At 61.5% G+C, this 20,741-nt stretch carries 21 protein-coding genes; 9 read left to right on the forward strand and 12 right to left on the reverse strand.

The features are described from left to right. Nucleotides 1-2: 2 nt before the first annotated feature. Entirely contained in the window at nt 3-647 is a 645-nt protein-coding gene (locus NVB75_RS26475) for a glutathione binding-like protein (RefSeq protein WP_258344024.1), read from the reverse strand. A 96-nt stretch (nt 648-743) separates the two neighbouring features. Here NVB75_RS26475 and NVB75_RS26480 point away from each other — a divergent pair, with 96 nt between their 5' ends. Then, nucleotides 744-1,295 carry a cysteine hydrolase family protein gene (locus NVB75_RS26480; RefSeq protein WP_258344025.1) on the forward strand — a complete coding sequence of 184 codons (552 nt, stop codon included), beginning with the start codon at nt 744-746 and terminating at the stop codon, nt 1,293-1,295. 114 nt (nt 1,296-1,409) lie between these two features. Here the strand turns inward: NVB75_RS26480 and NVB75_RS26485 are convergent, their stop codons facing one another. The 5 genes from NVB75_RS26485 to NVB75_RS26505 form a co-directional block, all read right to left on the reverse strand. After that, entirely contained in the window at nt 1,410-2,198 is a 789-nt protein-coding gene (locus tag NVB75_RS26485) for an ABC transporter ATP-binding protein (RefSeq protein ID WP_258344026.1), read from the reverse strand. Then, nucleotides 2,195-3,253: an iron ABC transporter permease gene (locus NVB75_RS26490; protein ID WP_258344027.1), complete on the reverse strand. Its 1,059-nt coding sequence runs from the start codon at nt 3,251-3,253 to the stop codon at nt 2,195-2,197. Before NVB75_RS26490 ends, NVB75_RS26485 begins: the two co-directional genes overlap by 4 nt. 164 nt (nt 3,254-3,417) lie before the next feature. Continuing rightward, nucleotides 3,418-4,533 carry an ABC transporter substrate-binding protein gene (locus NVB75_RS26495; RefSeq protein ID WP_258344028.1) on the reverse strand — a complete coding sequence of 372 codons (1,116 nt, stop codon included), beginning with the start codon at nt 4,531-4,533 and terminating at the stop codon, nt 3,418-3,420. 28 nt (nt 4,534-4,561) lie between these two features. Next, nucleotides 4,562-5,242 (reverse strand): Fe2+-dependent dioxygenase, encoded by a 681-nt coding sequence (locus tag NVB75_RS26500; protein WP_258344029.1) that lies wholly within the window; start codon nt 5,240-5,242, stop codon nt 4,562-4,564. A 3-nt stretch (nt 5,243-5,245) separates the two neighbouring features. Further along, complete coding sequence (locus NVB75_RS26505) at nt 5,246-7,627, reverse strand: TonB-dependent siderophore receptor (protein WP_258344031.1); 2,382 nt, start codon at nt 7,625-7,627, stop codon at nt 5,246-5,248. Nucleotides 7,628-7,823: 196 nt separating this feature from the next. Here NVB75_RS26505 and NVB75_RS26510 point away from each other — a divergent pair, with 196 nt between their 5' ends. Next, nucleotides 7,824-8,534 carry a response regulator gene (locus tag NVB75_RS26510; RefSeq protein WP_003213692.1) on the forward strand — a complete coding sequence of 237 codons (711 nt, stop codon included), beginning with the start codon at nt 7,824-7,826 and terminating at the stop codon, nt 8,532-8,534. Then, nucleotides 8,531-9,922, forward strand: a complete 1,392-nt coding sequence (locus tag NVB75_RS26515) for an ATP-binding protein (protein ID WP_258344033.1) — start codon at nt 8,531-8,533, stop codon at nt 9,920-9,922. Before NVB75_RS26510 ends, NVB75_RS26515 begins: the two co-directional genes overlap by 4 nt. 140 nt (nt 9,923-10,062) lie before the next feature. On the opposite strand, the gene NVB75_RS26520 is transcribed toward NVB75_RS26515, so the two are convergent. The 4 genes from NVB75_RS26520 to NVB75_RS26535 all read right to left on the reverse strand — a co-directional run bounded on the left by NVB75_RS26520 (nt 10,063) and on the right by NVB75_RS26535 (nt 11,794). Continuing rightward, nucleotides 10,063-10,263, reverse strand: coding sequence for an SEC-C metal-binding domain-containing protein (locus tag NVB75_RS26520; RefSeq protein WP_003189235.1), 201 nt, complete (start codon nt 10,261-10,263; stop codon nt 10,063-10,065). After that, on the reverse strand, nt 10,260-10,760 hold the full coding sequence (locus NVB75_RS26525; RefSeq protein ID WP_258344034.1) for an LEA type 2 family protein: 501 nt from the start codon (nt 10,758-10,760) through the stop codon (nt 10,260-10,262). Before NVB75_RS26525 ends, NVB75_RS26520 begins: the two co-directional genes overlap by 4 nt. Nucleotides 10,761-10,821: 61 nt before the next feature. Next, nucleotides 10,822-11,292 carry a YchJ family protein gene (locus tag NVB75_RS26530; protein WP_258344035.1) on the reverse strand — a complete coding sequence of 157 codons (471 nt, stop codon included), beginning with the start codon at nt 11,290-11,292 and terminating at the stop codon, nt 10,822-10,824. Nucleotides 11,293-11,296: 4 nt separating this feature from the next. Beyond that, the gene (locus tag NVB75_RS26535; RefSeq protein WP_258344036.1) at nt 11,297-11,794 is read right to left on the reverse strand and encodes a DUF6231 family protein; all 498 of its coding nucleotides are present in this window, start codon (nt 11,792-11,794) and stop codon (nt 11,297-11,299) included. A 180-nt stretch (nt 11,795-11,974) separates the two neighbouring features. On the opposite strand from NVB75_RS26535, the gene NVB75_RS26540 reads away from it, so the two are divergent. From NVB75_RS26540 to NVB75_RS26550, 3 genes are all read left to right on the forward strand, one after another. Next, complete coding sequence (locus NVB75_RS26540; protein WP_258344037.1) at nt 11,975-12,670, forward strand: OmpA family protein; 696 nt, start codon at nt 11,975-11,977, stop codon at nt 12,668-12,670. A gap of 127 nt (nt 12,671-12,797) precedes the next feature. Then, a complete protein-coding gene (locus tag NVB75_RS26545; protein WP_258344038.1) occupies nt 12,798-13,091 on the forward strand; it encodes a DUF1145 domain-containing protein in 294 nt (97 codons plus the stop codon). Continuing rightward, nucleotides 13,084-13,842: a collagen-like protein gene (locus NVB75_RS26550; RefSeq protein WP_258344039.1), complete on the forward strand. Its 759-nt coding sequence runs from the start codon at nt 13,084-13,086 to the stop codon at nt 13,840-13,842. Before NVB75_RS26545 ends, NVB75_RS26550 begins: the two co-directional genes overlap by 8 nt. A gap of 102 nt (nt 13,843-13,944) precedes the next feature. Here the strand turns inward: NVB75_RS26550 and NVB75_RS26555 are convergent, their stop codons facing one another. Together NVB75_RS26555 and NVB75_RS26560 are read right to left on the reverse strand one after the other, a co-directional pair. Next, complete coding sequence (locus tag NVB75_RS26555) at nt 13,945-14,088, reverse strand: hypothetical protein (RefSeq protein WP_258348833.1); 144 nt, start codon at nt 14,086-14,088, stop codon at nt 13,945-13,947. Between the two features lie 207 nt (nt 14,089-14,295). After that, entirely contained in the window at nt 14,296-14,760 is a 465-nt protein-coding gene (locus NVB75_RS26560) for a CopD family protein (protein WP_258344040.1), read from the reverse strand. 99 nt (nt 14,761-14,859) lie between these two features. Between NVB75_RS26560 and dinG the strand changes: the two genes are divergently transcribed. The 3 genes from dinG to NVB75_RS26575 all read left to right on the forward strand — a co-directional run bounded on the left by dinG (nt 14,860) and on the right by NVB75_RS26575 (nt 20,665). Next, nucleotides 14,860-17,004: an ATP-dependent DNA helicase DinG gene (dinG, locus tag NVB75_RS26565; RefSeq protein ID WP_008432096.1), complete on the forward strand. Its 2,145-nt coding sequence runs from the start codon at nt 14,860-14,862 to the stop codon at nt 17,002-17,004. A gap of 95 nt (nt 17,005-17,099) precedes the next feature. Then, the gene (locus tag NVB75_RS26570; protein ID WP_258344041.1) at nt 17,100-19,427 is read left to right on the forward strand and encodes a beta-galactosidase; all 2,328 of its coding nucleotides are present in this window, start codon (nt 17,100-17,102) and stop codon (nt 19,425-19,427) included. 92 nt (nt 19,428-19,519) lie between these two features. Further along, nucleotides 19,520-20,665: a serine hydrolase domain-containing protein gene (locus NVB75_RS26575; RefSeq protein ID WP_258344042.1), complete on the forward strand. Its 1,146-nt coding sequence runs from the start codon at nt 19,520-19,522 to the stop codon at nt 20,663-20,665. Nucleotides 20,666-20,741: the final 76 nt, after the last annotated feature.

The following is a 20,741-nucleotide window of genomic DNA, read 5'->3' on the forward strand; positions in this document are numbered from 1 at the left end:
CTTCAGGATTTTGGCGGATTGACCTTCTGCACCAGCTCATAGGCACGCACCGTCGCCGGGCGTTGCTTGATGTGGTTGAACCAGCGTTCTACATGTGGGAAGTCTTCCAGCTTCTGGCTCTGCCACTTGTGGGAAACGATCCACGGGTAGATCGCCATGTCGGCAATGCTGTACGCCTCGCCGGCCACGAACGTGCGGTCGGCCAGGCGCCGGTCCAGCACGCCATACAGGCGGGCGGTCTCATCCACATAGCGTTTGATCGCGTAGGGAATCTTCTCCGGGGCGAACTGGCTGAAGTGGTGATTCTGCCCGGCCATCGGGCCCAGGCCGCCCATCTGCCAGAACAACCACTGCAAGGCTTCCTGACGACCGCGCAGGTCCTGGGGAATGAACTTGCCGGTTTTTTCCGCGAGGTACAGCAGGATTGCGCCGGATTCGAACAGGGAAATCGGCGCGCCGCCGTCGGTCGGGTTCTGATCGACGATGGCCGGGATGCGGTTATTGGGGGCGATTTTCAGGAAGTCAGGCTTGAACTGCTCGCCCTGACCAATGTTGATCGGGTGCACCTCGTAAGGCAGACCGGCTTCTTCCAGGAACAACGACACTTTGTGACCGTTGGGGGTGGTCCAGTAATACAGGTCGATCATGAAGCTCTCCAAGGGTGGTGATGCTTGAGCGAATGCCTGTAGGTAAAGGTGATGTTAGGGTGACGAAAATTCAATGAAACATTTGGGTCTATCGATATGGAAATTCGTGCGGGCGCAGCGTTGGTTTTGATTGATCAGCAAAAAGGCATTCATCATCCCAAGCTGGGGCGGCGTAATAATCCGTACGCCGAGGCGCGCATGCTGGCGTTGCTGGGGCATTGGCGGCACCAAGGTTGGCCGGTGATTCATGTGCAGCATTTGTCCCACTCGCCGGAGTCGGTGTTCTGGCCGGAGCAGTCGGGGGTGGAGTTTCAGGACGCCTTTATTCCGCAGGCGGGTGAGCAGCTGGTTCAGAAGCGGGTGCCGGATGCGTTTTGTGGGACGGGTCTGGAAGCGAGTTTGCATGAGGCGGGGATTCGGCAAGTGGTGCTGGTGGGCGTGGCCACCCATAACTCGGTGGAGGCCACGGCCCGCAGCGCCGGCAACCTGGGGTTTGAGACGTGGGTGATCGAAGATGCCTGCTACACCTTCGACAAGCCGGACTTTTTTGGGCAGATGCACGCGGCGGAGGCGGTGCATGCCATGTCGTTGGGCAACCTCCACGGCGAATATGCCACCGTCATCTCTTCAGAAACCCTCCTCCCGTAGAAGATGTCGAGCTTTAGCGAGGCTGCGTCGGGCGCGACTCGGTGCAGTGCCTGGTCTGATAGCTGCGGTGCGGCCAACGCAGCCTCGCTGAGGCTCGACAGCTGCTACGGGGGGTCAGGCTACGGCGCCGTCCACCAACACCTGCAACGTCTGGTGCGAACACCGTTCGATACGGACCTGCACGCCATAGACTTCGGCAAACAGCGCCGCATCCAGCACTTCGTCCGCTGGGCCACAGGCATGCAACCGGCCTTGTCGCAGCACCGCGATATGGTCGGCATAACGCGCGGCGAGGTTGATGTCGTGCAGCACCACCACGGCGATCAGGTTGTGTTCACGGACCAGGCCGCGCACGCAATCCATGACTTTTAACTGGTAGTTCAAATCCAGCGCACTGGTGGGCTCATCCAGCAGCATCACCTGTGGCCGGCGCGCAATCAGTTGCGCCAGGCTGACCAGTTGCCGCTGGCCGCCGGATAACGTGCTCAATAGCTGATCCGCCAGGTGTGCGATGCCAATCCGCTGCAACGCATCAAAGGCCTCGCGCATACACGCGTCGCTTGAAAGCGGGATGCCATCGACATTCGCCACCCGTAACGCCGCGATTACGCTTTCCATCACGCTCAGGCTCAACCCAGGTGGCAGGTTTTGCGGCATGTAGGTCACGCGCCGGGCACGCTCGCCGACAGACATTTTCGTCAGGTCCAGGTCACCCAGTCTGACAACGCCCTGCATCTTTTCCAGCCCGGCCACCGCCCGCAGCAACGTCGACTTACCCGCACCGTTCGGTCCGATCAACGCGGTCAAACTGCCGTGGGCCAGGGTTGGCAAGCTCAGGTCATGCACAATCTGGCGCCGGCCATAACTGACATGGGCGTTCTGAATCGACAATCCCGTACTCATAACTGCCTCCCGCGCTTGAACACCAGCAACACGAAAATCGGCACGCCTACCAGTGCGGTGACTATGCCCACCGGCACGATCACGCCGGGCATGATCAGCTTGCTGGCGATGGACGACAGCGACAGCAGCAAAGCACCGACAAGCGCGCTGGCCGGCAACAGGAAACGCTGGTCTTCACCCACCAGAATCCGTGCGATATGCGGACCCACCAGGCCGATAAATCCGATGGTTCCCACAAAGGCCACGGCGGTGGCCGACAGCAGGCTGATGCGCAGCAACGAGAAAAACCGCAGGCGTTTCACGTCCACACCAAAGCTCTGCGCGCGGTCTTCGCCCATGCGCAGCAAGGTCAGGCGCGGGGCAGCAGCGAAGGAGAAGGGCATGACCACTGCGACCACCAACGCGAGGATGCCGAGCTTATCCCAGTTGGCCCGTGTCACGCTGCCCAGGGTCCAGAACACCAGTTGTTGCAGCACGTCCTCGGTGGCGACCAGTTGCAACAGGGCGACCACCGCGTTGCAACTGAACACCAGGGCAATCCCGAACAGCACCAGGCTTTCCACCCCGGCGCCCCGCAGGCGTGACATGGCTTGCAGCAAAAAGACCGAGGCGGCGGCAAACACAAACGCCGAAATGGAAATCGCCGTATTGGCCGACACCCACAGCGTCGTCACTGGAAACACAATCACCAGGGACGCGCCCAACGCCGCCGCCGAGGAAACCCCCAGGGTGAACGGACTGGCCAGCGGATTGTTGAGGATCGCCTGCATCTCGGCGCCCGCCAGCGACAGCGCGCAACCGACCAATACCGCCATCAAGGCGTAGGGCAGGCGCACGTTCCAGATAATCACCTGGTCGGTGGCGCTCAGGTGGGCCGGGTGCAGCAAGCCATCGAGCAGGGCGCCTAGGCCCATGCCCGAGGGGCCGCTGGCCAGGTCCACGAGGATCGCGCACATCAGCGCGCCACCCAGCAGGGCTAGCAGCCAGAAGCGGCGGGCCAGCAGGCGGCGGTAGCCGTGGCTGGCGGTGGCGAGGTCGAGGGTTTGAGTGGTCATTGGATTACACAATCTCGAAAACGATGGAGATCAAAATGTGGGAGCGGCGGTGCGACGATTCGACTTGCTCGCGAATGCGGTGTATCAGTCGACATATTCGCTGACGGGTGCACCGCATTCGCGAGCAAGCCCGCTCCCACACTTACCGTGTTCCTACAGAAGAATTACTTGGGCTTGCCATCAATCCAGTAGGCACCCTGCAATGGCATGCCGAGGAACTGCTGGTTCATCGCTTCCATGGTCGCCTTCGGGTCCAGCTTGGCGAACAATTCCGGATGCACCCACTTGGCCAGCGCCTCAATCGCCAGCAGGTTGTACGGTGAGTTGTAGAAGTCATGCCACAGGCCGTGGGAATTGCCCTCACGAATTGCCCGAAGGTTCACAAACTCCGGGCGGGCCAGCACCGCGTCAAACGCGCCACGCGCGTCTTCTTCGCTCACGCCAGCACCCAGAATCAACCCGGGCTTGTGATTGCCGGTGGCCACATACACATCCGGGTCAGCCTTCAGCGCGTACTCGACACTGATGTCCCCCAGCGCCCCCGGCACCACGTCGGCGGCGATGTTACGGCCGCCCACCAGCTTGATCACTTCACCCATGCCGCTCTTGCCGGTGGTGTGGCCCGGTGCCTGCCAGGCGCCGGCCAGCAATTCCAGAAACACGCTCGGGCGCGGGCCAGCCGGCAAGGTGGCGACGGCGTCGGTGATCACTTTGATGTGCTGGTCATAAAAGTCGAGAAACCCCTTGGCCTGGGTTTCCCGGCCGAGGGCCTGGCCCAGGGCGGTCATGCTGGCGTGAGTGCCTTGCAACGGGTTGATACGGAAGTCGACGAACAACACCGGAATGCCCGCCTTGGCCAACACGTCCGCCACCGGGCTGTGTTCGGTCGGGCCGTGGCCGGAAATGCTGAACACGGCGAGGTCCGGTTTCAGCGAGAGGATTTCCTCGGCGCTGACGCTTTGCTCCGACGCCTGACCAATCAGCGGGATGTCTTTTACCGTCGGAAATTTCGCCACATAGGCGTTGTAGGTGTGGGCGTCCAGCAGCTTCAAATCATTCTGCCAGCCCACAATCCGCTGGAACGGTGCGTCCTTGTCCAGCAGAGCAAACGCCGAAATCAGCCGGCCTTCGCCGAGCACCACGCGCTGTACGTGGTCTGGCACCTCGACCTTGCGGCCCAGTACGTCGGTGACTTCATGGGCGGCGGCGGTTTCGGCGTGGCCAAGGATCAGCACGACAAACAGCGCGCCCAGCTTGAGGAAGTTGCGGGGTTTCAGCATGGCGAGAACTCCAGGTGAAGGCGGCGCATCAGACATTGCTCCAGCGCCGCAAAAGGTTGTGATAGGCGCCGCTCAGTTGCAGCAGCGCGTGGTCGTCGGCGTGTTGTGCGGTGAGGCGTTGAATCGCCACGTCCATGTCCAGCAGCAGCTGGCGCTGGCTGTCTTCGCGCACCAGGCTTTCGATCCAGAAGAAACTGGCGATGCGCTCGCCGCGAGTGACCGGGTTGATCTTGTGCAGGCTGCTGCCGGGATAAATCAGCAAGTGCCCGGCGGGCAGCTTCACCGCGTGTTCACCGAAAGCGTCGCGGATCACCAGTTCGCCGCCGTCGTAGCTGGCCGGGTCGGCCAGGAACAAGGTGGCGGAGATATCGGTGCGCACTCGTTCGCGCACGCCCTTGAGGCCGCGAATCGCATTGTCGATATGCCAGTCGAAGGCCTCGCCGCCGCTGTAGCGGTTGAACAGCGGCGGGTAGATTTTCTTCGGCAGGGCGGCGGACATGAACAGCGCGTTGTCCGACAGCCGCGACAGAATCTGCTCACCCAGGCGAATGGCTGCCGGGTCGTCTTCCGACAGCTGCCGGTTGTTTTTCGCCTGGGCCGAGCGCTGCCCGGCGGTGACCTTGCCATCGACCCACGGTTGATCGAGCAGGGTGGCGACGGCCACCTCGACTTCTTCGGCATTCAGCAGGGTCGGAATTTCGATCAGCACGGCTTAAAACTCATAGTCGACACTGGCGGTGAGCGTGCGCCCGGCGCCCGGGATGCCGTAGAGCTGGAAGCCGTCCAGGGACGCGCCAATCTGGCTGTAGTAGAACTTGTTGAACATGTTGTTGAGGTTGAGGTTGACCGTGGTCTGCTTGCTCACCTTGTACTGCGCGGCCACGTTGTTGAGCCAGTAGCCGGGGGCCTTTTCGTGGTCGCGGGTGTAGATCGCGTAGACGCCGGACGGGCCGGTGGCGTAGCTGCTGTTGTTGTTCAGGCCGCCGACGTATTTGTTGTCGCTGTAGCGGCGGCGTCCTACGTATTGCGCGCCGTAGCTCAGGCTCAGGTCGTCGGTGACGGCGTAGGTGGTCCACAGGTTGGCGGTCAGGTCGGGAACGTTCTTGGCTTCCTCACCTTTGTTGGCGCCTTTGGTCTGGGTGCTTTTCAGCGCGGAGAACCCGCTGTACACCGTCCAGCGCGGGCTGATACTGCCTTGCAGGCCCAGCTCCACACCGTCTACACGCTTGGCGGGGAGGGCGCGTACCGGTGCGGTTTCGCCGTCCTGGTACTCCCAGGAATTGTCCAATTCGGTGCGGAAGATCGCGGCGGTGACGTTCAGCAGGTCGTGGGCAATGTCCCACTTGGTGCCGATTTCGTAGGTTTTCGACTTGGCCGGGGTGTAGTTGCTGGTGCTGGCTGCGCCGTAGATCTGGTTGTTGGTCGACGCACCCAAGGCCGACGGTTGTGCCGCTTCGCTGTAGGAAACGTAGATGCTGCCATTGGGCAACGGCTTGTACACCGCGCCGACGCGTCCGCTCACTGCGCCGTCGGTGCTGCTGATGGTGGCTTGGCCGCGCTGGCTGGTTTCGGCTTGCCAATGGTCATAGCGCAGCGAACCGAGGACTTGCCACTGGTCGTTCAGGGTGATGGTGTCACCGAGGTAAATACCGGCGTTGTCAATGACCGAGCGCGGGTCGCCCTCGCCCTTGACCGTGGTGGTGCTGGCGAAGCTGTGGTTGGGGTCATTCATGTCGAAGAACAGATCGCCCGCCGGCACTTCAGCATTGCGTTTCAGGCCGCCGTAGGTCTCGTGATAGAACTCAAGCCCACTGACAACTGCGTGCTCCAGGCCGCCGGTATTGAGCTTGAAGCTGAAGTCGGTCTGGTTGTCGAGGATGGTGTAGCGCTTGGACAAACCAAAGTCTCTGCCCCGCAGAATGCCGTAGGCGGTGTTAGCGCTGTTGGCGTATCCCGGGTAGGCATTTACCGTGCTGCCGGGCACCTGGCTGATCGGTCCTGCACCGGTGTAGCCCAAGGTCGCACAGCGCGTGCCGGTGCAGGTTTTCTGGCCATTGGCGTTGGCAGCAAAGAAACGTGCGGGCGAGAGCACGGCGAAGTTGTCGGTGCGCTCCCACTTGGTCTGGTTTTTCAGGGTCGCTTCGTTCCAGTCGAAATCATGCTCGAAGCGGGTGGTCAGCGAAGTGGTTTTGGTCTGCTGGGTGTACAGGTGCGAGTCGCCGTACCAATTGGAGCGCTTGACTCCCGGCATGCGGTCGCCGTCGGTGCCGCGCTGGATCGGCACGCCGCCGTCCGGCGTGTTGTCGTCCTTCTGGTAGAAAGTGTCGATAAACAGGCGGGTGTCGGTGCCCAGGCCGAAACCGAGGGAGGTCGCGATGCCCCAGCGGTCGTAGTCCACGTCGTCACGCTCGGCCACCTGGTTGTAGTGCTTCATCAGGTTGATGCGCAGGGCGGTGGTGTCATTCAGTTGTGTGTTGAAGTCGCCGGTAAGGCGGCGGTAGCTGTCGGTGCCGATGCCGGCCGAGAGTTTGTTGGCATCCCCCAGGTGCGCTTCTTTGCTCACCAGGTTGACGCTGCCGCCTACAGCAGACACGCCGGATTCGATCGAGCCGGTGCCCTTGAACACTTCTGCCTGTTGCAGGTTGAAGGTGTCGGTGCGGGTCGATTGGCCGGCATCGCGCACGCCGTCGACGGTCAGGCTCTGCTCCGAGGAAAACCCGCGAATCGAAAACAGATCGCCCCAGCCCAGGTTGCCTTCGCCGGACATGAACGTGATGCCCGGCACGTTGCGCAACACTTCCTGCAAGGTTTGCGCGTTCTGCTCCTTGAGCACTTGCTGGGGGACGATGGTCACGCTTTGCGGGGCGTCCAGCAGCGGCTGGCTGATTTTTGCCGAGGTCACCCGGTCGACCTTGAAGGCTGAGGTGGCTTCGCCATCGATCTTGATTTCCGGCAGGCTCAGCACCGAATCATTGGACGCCGCCACCGGCGTATCGGCCCAGGCAGTAGGCGTCATGCTGCCGGCGGCAAGCAGGCCGAACATCGGCGCAAGGGTAGAGGGCAGCGACAAGGCGCGAGAAGTAGGCAATGGCATTCGGAGTGACCTGGGCTAAATTACAATTAATCTCATTTAGATTCGGTAGTCTAAAGATCGATACCGGCCGCCATGCCGTGGCTTTGTAATGGGGATGCGCGATTACCGCTTCCCACAACATTCCATTACATTTGCGCGTACTCCTGGCTGAAGTTTCGGCTATCTCCTGCCTTTTGAGTTTCGGACGAATTGCCCCATGGCCAAGCAAGACCATCTGCTGATCGTTGATGACGACCCGCAAATCCGCCAGTTGTTGTGTGATTACCTGAGTGATGCCGGCTTCCAGGTGTCCACCGCCGGCGACGGCAAGGAAATGCGCCGCCGCCTGGCGCTGAATGTCATCGACCTGATCGTCCTCGACCTGATGTTGCCCGGCGAAGACGGCCTGAGTTTGTGCCGCGAATTGCGCGTCAGCTCCAACACGCCGGTGATCATGCTCACCGCCAAGGGCACGCTGATCGACCGGATCGTCGGCCTGGAAATCGGCGCCGACGATTACCTGCCCAAGCCGTTCGACCCTCGGGAGCTGCTGGTGCGGATCAAGGTGGTGCTGCGCCGGGTGCAGAGTTTTCCAGACCGGGCGCGGCTGGATGAAGCACCGAGCATCAGCTTCGCCGGCTGGCAACTGGACACCCGGGCGCGGCAATTGCTCTCGCCGGAAGGCGTGGTGGTCAGCCTTGGCAACTCCGATTACCGCGTGCTGCGCTTGTTGTTGCAGCATCCCAACCGGCCGCTGAGCCGCGACTTTTTGCTCAACCACGTGTTCGACAAAGACAGCACGCCGTTCGACCGCTCGATTGATGTGTGCGTCAGCCGCCTGCGCTCGCAGTTGCCGGCCGGATTGATCAAGACCGTGCGCAACGAGGGCTACATGCTCACCGCCGACGACGTGGCACTGCAATCGTGAAACTGCTGCCGCGTTCGCTGTTTGGCCGGCTGGTGCTGATCCTGGTCAGTGGCATGCTCGCGGCCCAGGCCCTGACCAGCAGCATCTGGTACGACATGCGCCACGGCCAGGTCCTGGAAATCCCCAGCCGGCTGATCGCCACGCGGCTGGCGGACGTGGTACGGCTGGTGCACAGCGATCCGGCGCAGGCTGATGGGCTGATCAAGCTGCTCGATACGCCGGGCTTTCGCCTGACCCTGAGTGACCAGGCCAGTGAGGTGCCAAGCCGCATCAGCGACAGCGACCAGGCCACCGAGCGCTTGCTGAATAAAGTGCTGTCGGAGAAAACCGGCTACACCCAGAACCTGCATCTACTGAGTCTCAAGTTGCTGGATGCCGAAGGCCAGCATGCCGGGTTGTCGACTCTGCTCAGCTCCAAGCCGGTGGTGGGGCAATTCCTGATTGACCTGCGTTTGCCGGACGGGCGGTGGCTGCAGGTGCAGGCCACCGAGGAGCAGGGCTGGACCAGCACCTCGCCGATGGACCTGCTGTTTGACTACGTGATGCGCATTTATCTGCTGCGGGTGTTGGTGCTGGTGATTATTGCCTTGGTGGCGGTGCGCCTGGCCATTCGCCCGCTCAATGCCCTGGCCAAGGCTGCCGAGGCGTTGGGCCGGGACATCCAACAGCCACCGTTGGCCCTCGACGGCCCCACCGAAGTACGCCGCGCCGCCCAGGCGTTCAACGCTATGCAACAGCGGCTGATCGCGAATATCGCCGAACGTACGCGCTTCCTTGCGGCGATTTCCCACGACCTGCGTTCACCCATCACACGCCTGCGGTTACGTACGGAAATGCTCGACGACAACCGCACCAAGGAGCGTTTTCGCAGCGACCTGGAAGAAATGGAGCACATGGTTTCCAGCACCCTGGATTTTGTCAGCAGCGGCGAAATCAACGAAAAGCGCCAGAACATCGACATCAACGCCTTGCTGCAGAGCTTGCAGGCCGATCTGCAGGATGTAGGTGAGACGGTCACGATAGAAGGGCGGGCCAAACAGCCGCTGCCTGGATATGCCCGAAGCCTTAAGCGTTGTGTGCAAAACCTGCTGGAGAACGCAGTGCGTTATGGCCGCGAAGTCGTGGTCCGGGTTGAAGACAAGGCAGATAGCTTGAAGATTGTCATCAGCGACCGTGGGCCGGGGATTCCCCAGGAGCAACTGGAACAGGTGATGGAGCCGTTTTACCGGGTGGAAGGCTCACGTAACGTGGAAACCGGCGGGTACGGGCTGGGGCTGAGCATCGCGCATACGATTGCCAGTGCCCATGACGGGCGGTTGAGCTTGAGCAATCGGAAAGGTGGGGGATTGGAGGTGGTGTTGCAGTTTCAGCGCAAATCCTGGCCTTGAAATGCAGGCTGAATGTGGGAGCGGGCTTGCTCGCGAAAGCGGTGTATCAGTAACAGAGAGGTTGACTGACACTGCGCTTTCGCGAGCAAGCCCGCTCCCACAGTTGGATGTGCAGTGTTTCGAGAATCGGGTTTCTTAACTCAAGCCCCGTGGCACTTCTTGAATTTCTTCTCGCTGCCGCATGGGCAAGGGTCGTTACGACCTACATCCTTCAAGGCGTTGCGCACCGGCTCTTGGTGAGCGTGGCCGCAGTTCGGGCCGTGGACATGGCCGTGGTCGTGATCATGGTGATCGTGATCGTGGTTGCAGTCAGGACCATGGACATGGGGTTGCTGAGTCATCGATGTCGCTCCGGAATAAAATCGCCGGGGATTATCTCGCCATTGCGCAACACCTGCACGTCGTTCCCGATAAATAAACCGGTTTTCAACTCGCCTTCAAGGCGATAGGGCACGGGATCTCGCGGATTTTTCAGCATGTCGACCACATCGCGGATCTGCGGCCACAGGTTGGTGCGCACCGATACCCGGAAAAAAGCGTGGCTGTGGGGGGGCACGGTCAGCCACTCGTTGGACTCGCCTTCGGTCAGCACCATCGTGCCGAGGCTGACCTTGTAAATCAGGCCGCGCACGGTGAGGTCGTTGTCATCGCGGTTATCCACACGGAAATACAGCTTGAACTTCTGCTCCAGCAACTTGACCCGCACGGGGTCGACCTTGACCAGCCGCACCTCGGGGGCGGGCGCGTCGTCGGCGAACCACGATGCGCAGCCGGAAAGCCCTAGCATCAATGCCAGCAGAAGGCTGTAAGTCCTGAATATCCGTGCCTGAGAAACCATGCCGTTACTCCGTGTGAAGAGTCAGCATAGCAAGCAAGAGCCTGCCGGGTATCAATGAATGTCAGAGGTAGCTGGCGCAGCACTTCTTGAATTTCTGCCCGCTGCCGCATAAGCAGGCGTCATTGCGCCCAGGCTTTACGTCCACTGTCGGGTCGATAAAGTACCAGTGCTCATTGTTCTGTACGAAAGAGGAACGCTCCCGGTGGCTGTGTTCGCCAGTGCTGTCATGCCAGCGGGCGGTAAAGGTCACGAAGGCATGTTCCGGCTGGCCGCCGAACACCTCGGAGCTTTCCACTGAAAGGCCCAGCCAGGTGCTTTGGGCGCTCCAGGCGCCGATGGCGGCCGTGTCCAGCCCGGCTTGCTGCGCAGGCACGGTGGTTGCCACCAGGTAGTCCACCAGTCCCAACACGTAGGCGCTGTAGCGCGAACGCATCAGCGCTTCGGCGCAGGGGGCCGGGTGGCCGGCGTGATAATGACCGCAGCAGGCATCCAGCAGGTTGCCACTGCCGCAGGGGCAAATGGATGTACTCATTGGGTTACCACCAATACTTTCCAAAGTTTTGCGGGTTGGCCCAGAAGCGTGCGTTCAGCCAATCCGGCACCTGTTTATAGTCAAGCAGATCATAGGTAAACAGCGTCAAAACCTGACCGTCGCGCTGGAAGCGTTCGCTGGCTTGCAGGGCCAGGGAGAAGAAGTCGGTGTCTTTCCAGTGGCAGGCGGCCAGGTCCACCAGCACCGCAATGCGGCTGGCATTGAGGTTGCGAATGCCCCCCAGCAAGGTCAGGCCCGCAGGTTTTGACAGGTGTTCCAGGCAATCGACCACCAGCGCCAGGTCAAAACGCTGGGCCGCAAGCTCGGCGGGCAAGGGGCCGGGCTCGGCGAGGGACACCACGGTATCCGGGTGTGCTTCCTTAAAGGCGTCCAGCGCCGGGAACTGGCTGGCGCCCAATAACAGCAGGCGTTTGGGCGCGTGAAGATCCAGCAGCGCGGCGAGCGCATGCTGGGGTGTACGGGAAGAAATACCGGCAGTCATCGAAGATCCTCACATCAGGACCGTAGAGACTAGCCTGCCTGAGCGTACGGGCCTAGAGCGGGCGGCGAGAATAAACGGCCCGGCCCAATGAATACTGGGGTGTGACACGCTGGCGCAGATGAAAAGAGCCGTCTTTACTCCACCCGTCGGCCCCCGCCGATCCCCTCAGGAGAAAGTCAGATGAGCATCATGCGGACAGCTCTACCCTTGGTTCTGCTAACCGGAGTATTGACAGGTTGCGCAGGCTTGCAAAAAACCGACTGGCCCACCTGCGCCGCGGTCGGCGGCGTGACCGGCGCTGCTATTGGTGCAACCCAAAGCTCTTCCTATGCAGGCTACGGCGCGTTGTTGATCGGCGGCATGGCCGGCGCCTATTGCTGGGTGCATGGCGATGGTGATGAAGACGGCGACGGCGTGCCGGACAGCCGCGACAAGTGCCCTGGCACGCCAAAAGGCGTGCAGGTCGACGCCAATGGCTGCCCTCCGGTGCCGGTAGCGGTGGTTCAAGAGGAAGTGGTGGTGGTCAAGGAAGAAACCATCGTGATTCGTGACGTGCACTTCGAGTTCGACTCCGCCAGGCTGACGGCGGCCGACAAAACCAAACTCGACGTGATTGCTACCCGCCTGAAAAAAGAGGCCCCGAGTGCACAACTGCGCGTCAGCGGGCATACCGACAGCGTCGGTAAAGACGCCTACAACCAGAAACTCTCTGAACGACGTGCTCATTCGGTAACCGACTATCTGGTCAGTTCCGGAATACCGCGCAGCAGCTTTGTCTCGGTGATCGGCGCCGGCGAAAGCCATCCGGTGGCGGATAACAAAACCGCTGATGGCCGCGCGCTGAACCGCCGCGTGGAAATTCAGATCAACCGCTGACCCCGCCTCAAGGCCCCTGCGGAATCCCCAGGGGCCCCTTCATCAATTTTTTAATCCTTCACTGGCACAACGCCTGTAGAAGTCGTTACTGTGCGCCCAAAGAATAATGTGCAAGGGGGCGTGCGGGATGAAGGTGTTTTGGGGGCTTGGGAAGTTTTTGACGTTGCTGTTCTGGGTCGTGGTGGTGGTCAATCTGTTCACACCGCTGATCAATCCGTTCCACCTGTTAGTCAATCTGGCCGGCAGCTTATTGTTGTTGACCCATATTCTGGAACTGCTGTTATTCAACGGCAGTGTGAAAACCCGTGCCCATCCCTGGCGTGACCGCTTGCAGATCCTGCTGGTGGGTATGTTCCATGTGCAGAGCTTTTCGACGCCGACACCGACTAATGATGTAAACAAGGAGGCCAATCATGCGTAAGGTTTTTCTGTTGGCCCTGCTGGTCAGCCCCATTGCCCTGGCCCAGAGCGTGAGCGTCGAGACCAACTCGTTGATGCGCCTGCCCAACAGCAGCGGCGTTTTGCAGTTGGAGCGACTGGATGTAGCGGATTACGGCACCTTGCTGATTCCCGCCAATATCACCCAGGTGACAGTGGACGAATTGCACCTGGGCCGCGACGCGCGCATCGCCATCGTGCCCGGCAGCACCGCCCTGCAATTGCAGGTGCGCCAGGCGCAGCTGGAACATGGCAGCCAGATCACCTCCCGCGGTGCTCCCGGTACCCACGAACGTCCGGCCAAGGCGGGGCGTGACTTGGTTTTGCGGATTAACTCGCTGACGGCTGATGAACTGTCGGTGGATGCCCGCGGTGGTGCAGGTGCCCAGGGGTATGCCGGGCTGGACGGTGCCAACGGCGAAGACCCGGGCTGCACCTGGGGCTCGGCCGGTCGCGGTGCCAATGGCGATAACGGCGGCGACGGTCTGCCGGGCGCGGCGGGCGCGCAGGTTCGTGTGGAATTGCCGCAGGACTTTCCGGGCGAGAAGATCAAAGTCTGGGTGGACGGCGGTGCCGGCGGTTTGGCGGGCACGGCGGGCAAACCGGGTAAAGGCGGGCAGTCCAAGGGTTGCCTGGTGTACCGCGCGGACGGCGGCGAGAAGGGCCGGGCCGGGTTGGAAGGGCAGCCGGGGCCAGCGGGGCCTGCGGGTGCTGTGACCATCCAGAGGCTCTGAGGCGACTGGCCTGACGCTTTCGCGAGCAAGCCCGCTCCCACATTTGAAATGCATTCCAAATGTGGGAGCGGGCTTGCTCGCGAAAGCGGTCTACTAGGCTCCTCAGAACATCGGCCGTGCCGAAGCAATCGCCACCAGCACCAACCCCACAATCAAGTTAATCCCCACCAATTTACGAATCTGCCCCAACGCCGCCGCCCCGGCCGGCCAATCCTCAGCCGCCACCGCCGTGCGCAGCTCCGGCAACTTCAGTGCCTGAATCCGAATAAAAGGGCCGGGCCGGGTTGGAAGGGCAGCCGGGGCCTGCGGGTGCTGTGACCATCCAGAGGCTATAAAAGCGCTACGCCTATGTGCGTAGCAGCTGTCGAGCCTTGGCGAGGCTGCGTCGGCGGTGTTCCTGACACACCGCGTACGCAGCCTCGCCAAGGCTCGACAGCTGCTACGCAGGTATCTTCAGAACATCGGCCGTGCCGAAGCAATCGCCACCAGCACCAACCCCACAATCAAGTTAATCCCCACCAATTTACGAATCTGCCCCAACGCCGCCGCCCCGGTCGGCCAATCCTCAGCCGCCACCGCCGTGCGCAGCTCCGGCAACTTCAGTGCCTGAATCCGGATAAACAGCGCGGTCATCACCACATACAATCCCATCATGACCTGCACATAACGCGGCGCGGTCTCAAACCCGCTGAAGCGCAGTTGCAGCAGGCCGACACCGCTGATCGGCAAGACCAGCACCGCGATCCACACCCACACGAAAAAACGTTGAAACACATTTACCCAGAGTTTCAGCCGGGCAGGCCCGTCCAGCGCGGCCATGGCGGCGGGGCGCAGGATCATCCAGGCGAAAAACATACCGCCGACCCAAATCAGGGCGGCCAGTACATGCAGGGTGTAAGCGAAGCTAAAGACGGTCATTGGGGTACTCCGTTCTGCGCGGGATTAATTAGCGGGGTATGATAGCGGCCGATCCGAACCACTGAAAATTTATCCAGCGTTTTTTGCGCCCGACTATCCATGATCAGCACTGAACTCAAAACCACGATCCAGGGCGCCTACTCGCGTTTTCTCGAAGCCAAGAGCTTGAAACCGCGGTACGGCCAGCGCCTGATGATCGCCGAAGTCGCCAAGGTCCTCGGGGATATCGACACCGACGACGAAGGCCGGCGCAGTGGCGACCCCGCCGTGGTGGCCGTCGAGGCCGGCACCGGTACCGGTAAAACCGTGGCCTACAGTCTGGCGGCGATCCCCACCGCCAAGGCCGCTGGCAAGCGCCTGGTGATTGCCACCGCTACCGTCGCGCTGCAAGAGCAGATTGTCTACAAAGACCTGCCCGACCTGATGCGCAACAGTGGCCTGAACTTTACCTTCGCCCTGGCCAAGGGCCGTGGGCGCTATATGTGCCTGTCGAAGCTCGACGTGCTGTTGCAGGAAGGCCACGCGCAAACCGCTACTGCCTCGCTGTTCGAAGAAGAAGGCTTCAAGATCGAAGTCGATGAGGTCAGTCAGAAGCTGTTTACCAGCATGATCGAGAAACTCGCCGGCAATAAATGGGACGGCGACCGCGACAGCTGGCCCAATGCCCTGGAAGACGCCGACTGGGCGCGCCTGACCACCGACCACAGCCAGTGCACCAACCGTCATTGCCCCAACTTCGGCCAGTGCGCCTTCTACAAGGCCCGGGAAGGCATGGGCAAGGTCGACGTTATTGTCACCAACCATGACATGGTCCTCGCCGACCTGGCCCTGGGCGGCGGCGCTGTATTGCCCGACCCGCGTGACACGCTCTACGTGTTCGACGAAGGCCATCACCTGCCCGACAAGGCCATCGGCCACTTCGCCCACTACACGCGCCTGCGCTCCACCGCCGACTGGCTGGAAACCACCGCCAAGAACCTCACCAAGTTGCTCGCCCAGCACCCGCTGCCCGGCGACCTGGGCAAATTGATCGAGCAGGTTCCGGAGCTGGCGCGGGAGATCAAGACCCAGCAGCAATTCATGTTCAGCGCCTGTGAGCAGGTGGCAGACTTCAAGCCCGGCGAAGACGTGGAAGGCCGCGAACGGCCGCGCCATCGTTTCGTTGGCGGGCTGATCCCCGAGCACATGCGGGAAATGGGCGTCGAGCTGAAGAAGGGCTTTTCACGCCTGACCGACTTGTTCACCCGCCTCACCGATCTGCTCAAGGAAGGCATGGACGGCGAGGTCAACATCGGCATCGCCAGCAACCAGGCTGAAGAATGGTACCCGCTGTTTGGCAGCCTGCTGTCCCGCTCCCAGGGCAACTGGGAGTTGTGGACCGCGTTTACCGTCGAAGATCCGGAAGACAACCCGCCCATGGCCCGTTGGCTGACCTTGTCGGAAAGCGGCGCGTTGTTTGATATCGAGGTCAACGCCAGCCCGATCCTGGCGGCGGAAATGCTCCGACGCAACCTGTGGAATGTGGCCTACGGCGCACTGGTCACCTCGGCCACGCTGACGGCCCTGGGCACCTTCGACCGCTTCCGCATGCGCGCCGGCTTGCCGAAAAAGGCGGTTACCGCCGTGGTCCCAAGCCCGTTCCATCACGCCGACGCCGGTGTGCTACGGGTGCCGGACCTCAAGGCCGACCCACGGGATGCACCGGCCCACACGGCGGCGATCATTCGTGACCTGCCGTCGTTGGTCGAGGGTTCCCGGGGCACGCTGGTGTTGTTCTCGTCCCGCAAACAGATGCAGGACGTGTTCGACGGCCTCGACCGTGACTGGCGCAAGCAGGTGTTTATCCAGGGCAATCTGTCGAAACAGGAAACCCTGAACAAGCACAAGGCGCGGGTGGATGGCGGCGATTCCAGCGTCCTGTTCGGCCTGGCGAGTTTCGCTGAGGGTGTGGATTTGCCCGGCGCTTACTGCGAACACGTGGTGATCGCCAAGATCCCGTTTTCGGTGCCGGATGATCCGGTGGAGGCCGCGCTGGCCGAATGGATCGAGGCCCGGGGCGGAAATCCGTTCATGGAAATCTCGGTGCCGGACGCCTCCTTGAAGCTGGTCCAGGCCTGCGGGCGTCTGCTGCGTACCGAAGAAGACCGCGGCACCATCACCTTGCTTGACCGGCGTCTGGTTACCCAGCGCTACGGGAAAGCTATCCTGAATGCTTTGCCGCCGTTTCGGCGGGAAATTTCTTAAGACCCCGTGGGCGAATTCGCCCACTTCGTGGTCTATCTCACCATTGCTTCACTTCATCAGGCCAGTCACCGGCCGTTTGGGAGAACCTTGTTCACATGATTCGCACGCTGCCCGCTGTTTTTGCCTTGTTGTTTGCCGCGCCATTGCTGGCTGCGCCTGCCGGGCAACAAACCCTGTTCAACTTTGTACGGCCCGCCGATGTGGTCAAGGTGGCGACCCAGGACGCCAGCCTGCCGCAATACAACGCCGAACAAACCCCTGAAGGCGAAGTGCTGCGCCGTATTACCTTCAACCCGGCGGCCGAACCGAGCCTGGTGCTCAGCCCGCAGACCGGTGCCTGGGACTGGTCGCAATCCGGTGCGATGAGCCTGCGTATCCAAAGCGCGATGGACTGGGCGCTGACCCTGTACGTCAAGGTGCAGAGCAATGACGGCAGGACCCTGTTCAGCCGTATCGACCTGCCAGCCGGCCCGGCGCAAACGCTGTTGATTCCGCTGCAAGCCAACTCGCCGCGGAGTCAGGGCATGAAGGCCGGCCCGCCGATGCCGATTACCGTCGATGGCCAGCGCGTGTTGCTGGCCAGCAGCGAAGGGGAGATCGACCGCAGCCAGATCGTGTCGGTGACCCTGTCGATGATCAAGCCCAATGTCGCCCAAAGCATCCTGCTGGAGCGCTTTGGCGTGCAGGACATCGCGCCGGTGCTCAAGGCCACCTACAGCGATCTGGTGGACGCCTATGGGCAGTCCACCCGCGCCAAGTGGCCGGAGAAAGTCAGCAGTGACGATCAGTTGCGGGCCGCAGCGGTCAAGGAGCAGCAACAGCTCAAGGGCTGGCTGGCCGAGCGCGACAAGGCGTCCCTGGACAAGTACGGCGGCTGGAACAAGGGCCCGGCCTTTGACGCCAGCGGCTTCTTCCGCACCGAGAAGCGCGACGGGCGCTGGTACCTGGTGACACCGGAAGGCCATCCGTTCTACTCCCTGGGCGTCAACACCGTAGCGCCGGACAACAGCCAGACCTACGTCGCAGGCCGCGAATGGATGTTTGCCGCGCTGCCCAAGGCCGGCGAGCCTTTCGACAAATACTATGGAAGCAGCGACAGCCGCAGCGGCATTGGCGCTGATCAGGGGCGCAGCTTTAATGTTGGCCGCTGGTACGACTTCTATGGCGCCAACCTGCAACGTACCTATGGCCAACCTTGTGTGCCGCCTGCACCTTGCCAGCCTGAAGGCTTCGACCAGAAACGCTGGGTCAGCCACACCCTCGACCGTCTTAAAGCCTGGGGTTTCAACACCGTCGGCAACTGGAGCGCGCCGCAATTGGCCACCGCCGACCGCGTGCCTTACACCTTGCCACTGTCGATCGTCGGCGATTACGCGAGCATCAGCACCGGTACCGATTGGTGGGGCGGTATGCCCGACCCGTTCGACCCGCGTTTCGCCATGGCCACCGAGCGCGCGGTGGCGATTGCCGCCCGTGACCACCGCGATGACCCGTGGTTGATCGGCTTCTTCGCCGACAACGAACTGGCCTGGGCCGGTCCCGGTGATGATGCTAAATCCCGCTACGCCCTGGCCTACGGCACGTTGCGCATGACCACCGACGTGCCGGCCAAGCGCGCGTTCCTCAAGCAGTTGCGCGACAAGTACCGCAACCAGGACGGCCTGTCCAAGGCCTGGGGCATCGAATTGCCCGCTTGGGAGTTGATGGAAGACCCGGGCTTCGTGCCGCCCATGCCGAACCCTGAGCACCCGGAAATCGAAGCGGACTTCAAATACTTCCAGAAGACCTTCGCCGATGCCTACTTCAAGACCATCTCCGACGCGCTGAAATGGCACGCGCCGAACCAACTGTTGCTGGGTGGCCGTTATGCGGTCAGCACCCCGGAATCTGTGGCGTCCTGCGCCCAGTATTGCGATGTGTTGAGTTTTAACATGTACACCCTCAAGCCCCAGGACGGTTATGACTTCGCGGCGCTGCGGGCTTTGGACAAGCCGGTGCTGATCACCGAGTTCAACTTCGGCTCGGCGGACCGCGGCCCGTTCTGGGGTGGCGTAACGCAGTTGGCCAGGGAAGAGGATCGCGGGACTGCCTACGCCAACTTCCTCAAGCAGGCCATGGCCGAGCCGTCGATTGTTGGCGTGCACTGGTTCCAGTATCTGGATCAGCCGGTCACCGGCCGACTGCTGGACGGTGAAAACGGCCACTTCGGCCTGGTAGGCATCACCGATGTGCCATTCCAGGGCTTTGTCGACAGTGTGCGGAAAAGTAATCTGGCGGCGGTCGACCAACTGGGCAAAGAGGCCGAGAAGGCCAAGGCGGCTCCCGCGGTTCACACCGGAGAAGGCGGTAAACCGGGGCATGACGGCAATGCCGCAGGGCCGGGAGCAGAACATTCCGGCGGGCATTCGGGCAAAGGCCATTGATGGCTCCAGATCGATGAGTGCGGGTTCACAAATCACTCAATGACTGGAACAATGTCGGCCACTTTTTGTAGTACTTTTCCGAGGGGGCTTAGGTGCAGATTCAGGGTCATTACGAGCTTCAATTCGAAGCGGTGCGTGAAGCCTTCGCCGCGCTGTTCGACGACCCTCAGGCGCGTGGCGCAGCGCTGTGCATCCAGATTGGCGGCGAAACCGTCGTCGACCTGTGGGCCGGTACCGCCGACAAGGACGGTACCGAGGCCTGGCACAGCGACACCATCGCCAACCTGTTCTCCTGCACCAAGACCTTTACGGCCGTTACGGCGCTGCAACTGGTGGCCGAAGGCAAGCTGCAGCTGGATGCGCCGGTCGCCAAATACTGGCCGGAATTCGCCGCAGCCGGCAAAGAAGCCATCACCCTGCGCCATCTGCTCTGCCACCAGGCCGGGCTGCCGGCTTTGCGTGAAACCCTGCCCGCCGAAGCGCTGTACGACTGGCAAATGATGGTCGACGCACTCGCGGCCGAAGCACCATGGTGGAAGCTCGGGGAAGGCCATGGCTACGCGGCGATTACCTACGGCTGGCTGGTGGGCGAACTGCTCCGCCGCGCCGACGGTCGTGGGCCCGGCGAGTCCATCGTGGCCCGGGTTGCACGGCCATTGGGCCTGGACTTTCACGTGGGTCTGGCCGACGAAGAGTTTCATCGGGTTGCCCATATAGCTCGAGGCAAGGGCAATGTAGGCGATGAGGCGGCACAGCGTTTACTTCAAGTAACGATGCGCGAGCCGATGGCGATGACTACCCGTGCATTTACCAATCCGCCGTCTATTCTGACCAGCACTAACAAACCCGAATGGCGGCGTATGCAGCAGCCAGCGGCAAATGGTCACGGTAATGCACGAAGTCTGGCGGGTTTTTATAGTGGGCTGCTCGACGGTAGTTTGCTGGAAGCCGACATGCTTGAAGAGTTGACCCGTGAACACAGTATCGGCCCGGATAAAACCTTATTGACACAAACCCGGTTTGGGCTGGGTTGCATGTTGGATCAACCGCAAGTACCAAACGCTACATTCGGCCTTGGCCCACGGGCCTTTGGGCATCCTGGGGCAGGTGGCTCGGTAGGGTTTGCCGACCCGGAACATGATGTAGCCTTTGGTTTTGTGACCAATACATTGGGGCCTTATGTACTTATGGACCCGCGGGCGCAAAAGTTGGTAAGAATATTGGCCGGTTGTCTGTAAATAGCTTGCTGTCTTGCGTTTTTTTGTTACAAAGGCACATACAAAAAGACGCTAGGCGAAATGTTGTAACTTTAAT

The sequence above is a fragment of the Pseudomonas sp. CBS genome (assembly GCF_024734645.1).
GTDB lineage: Bacteria > Pseudomonadota > Gammaproteobacteria > Pseudomonadales > Pseudomonadaceae > Aquipseudomonas.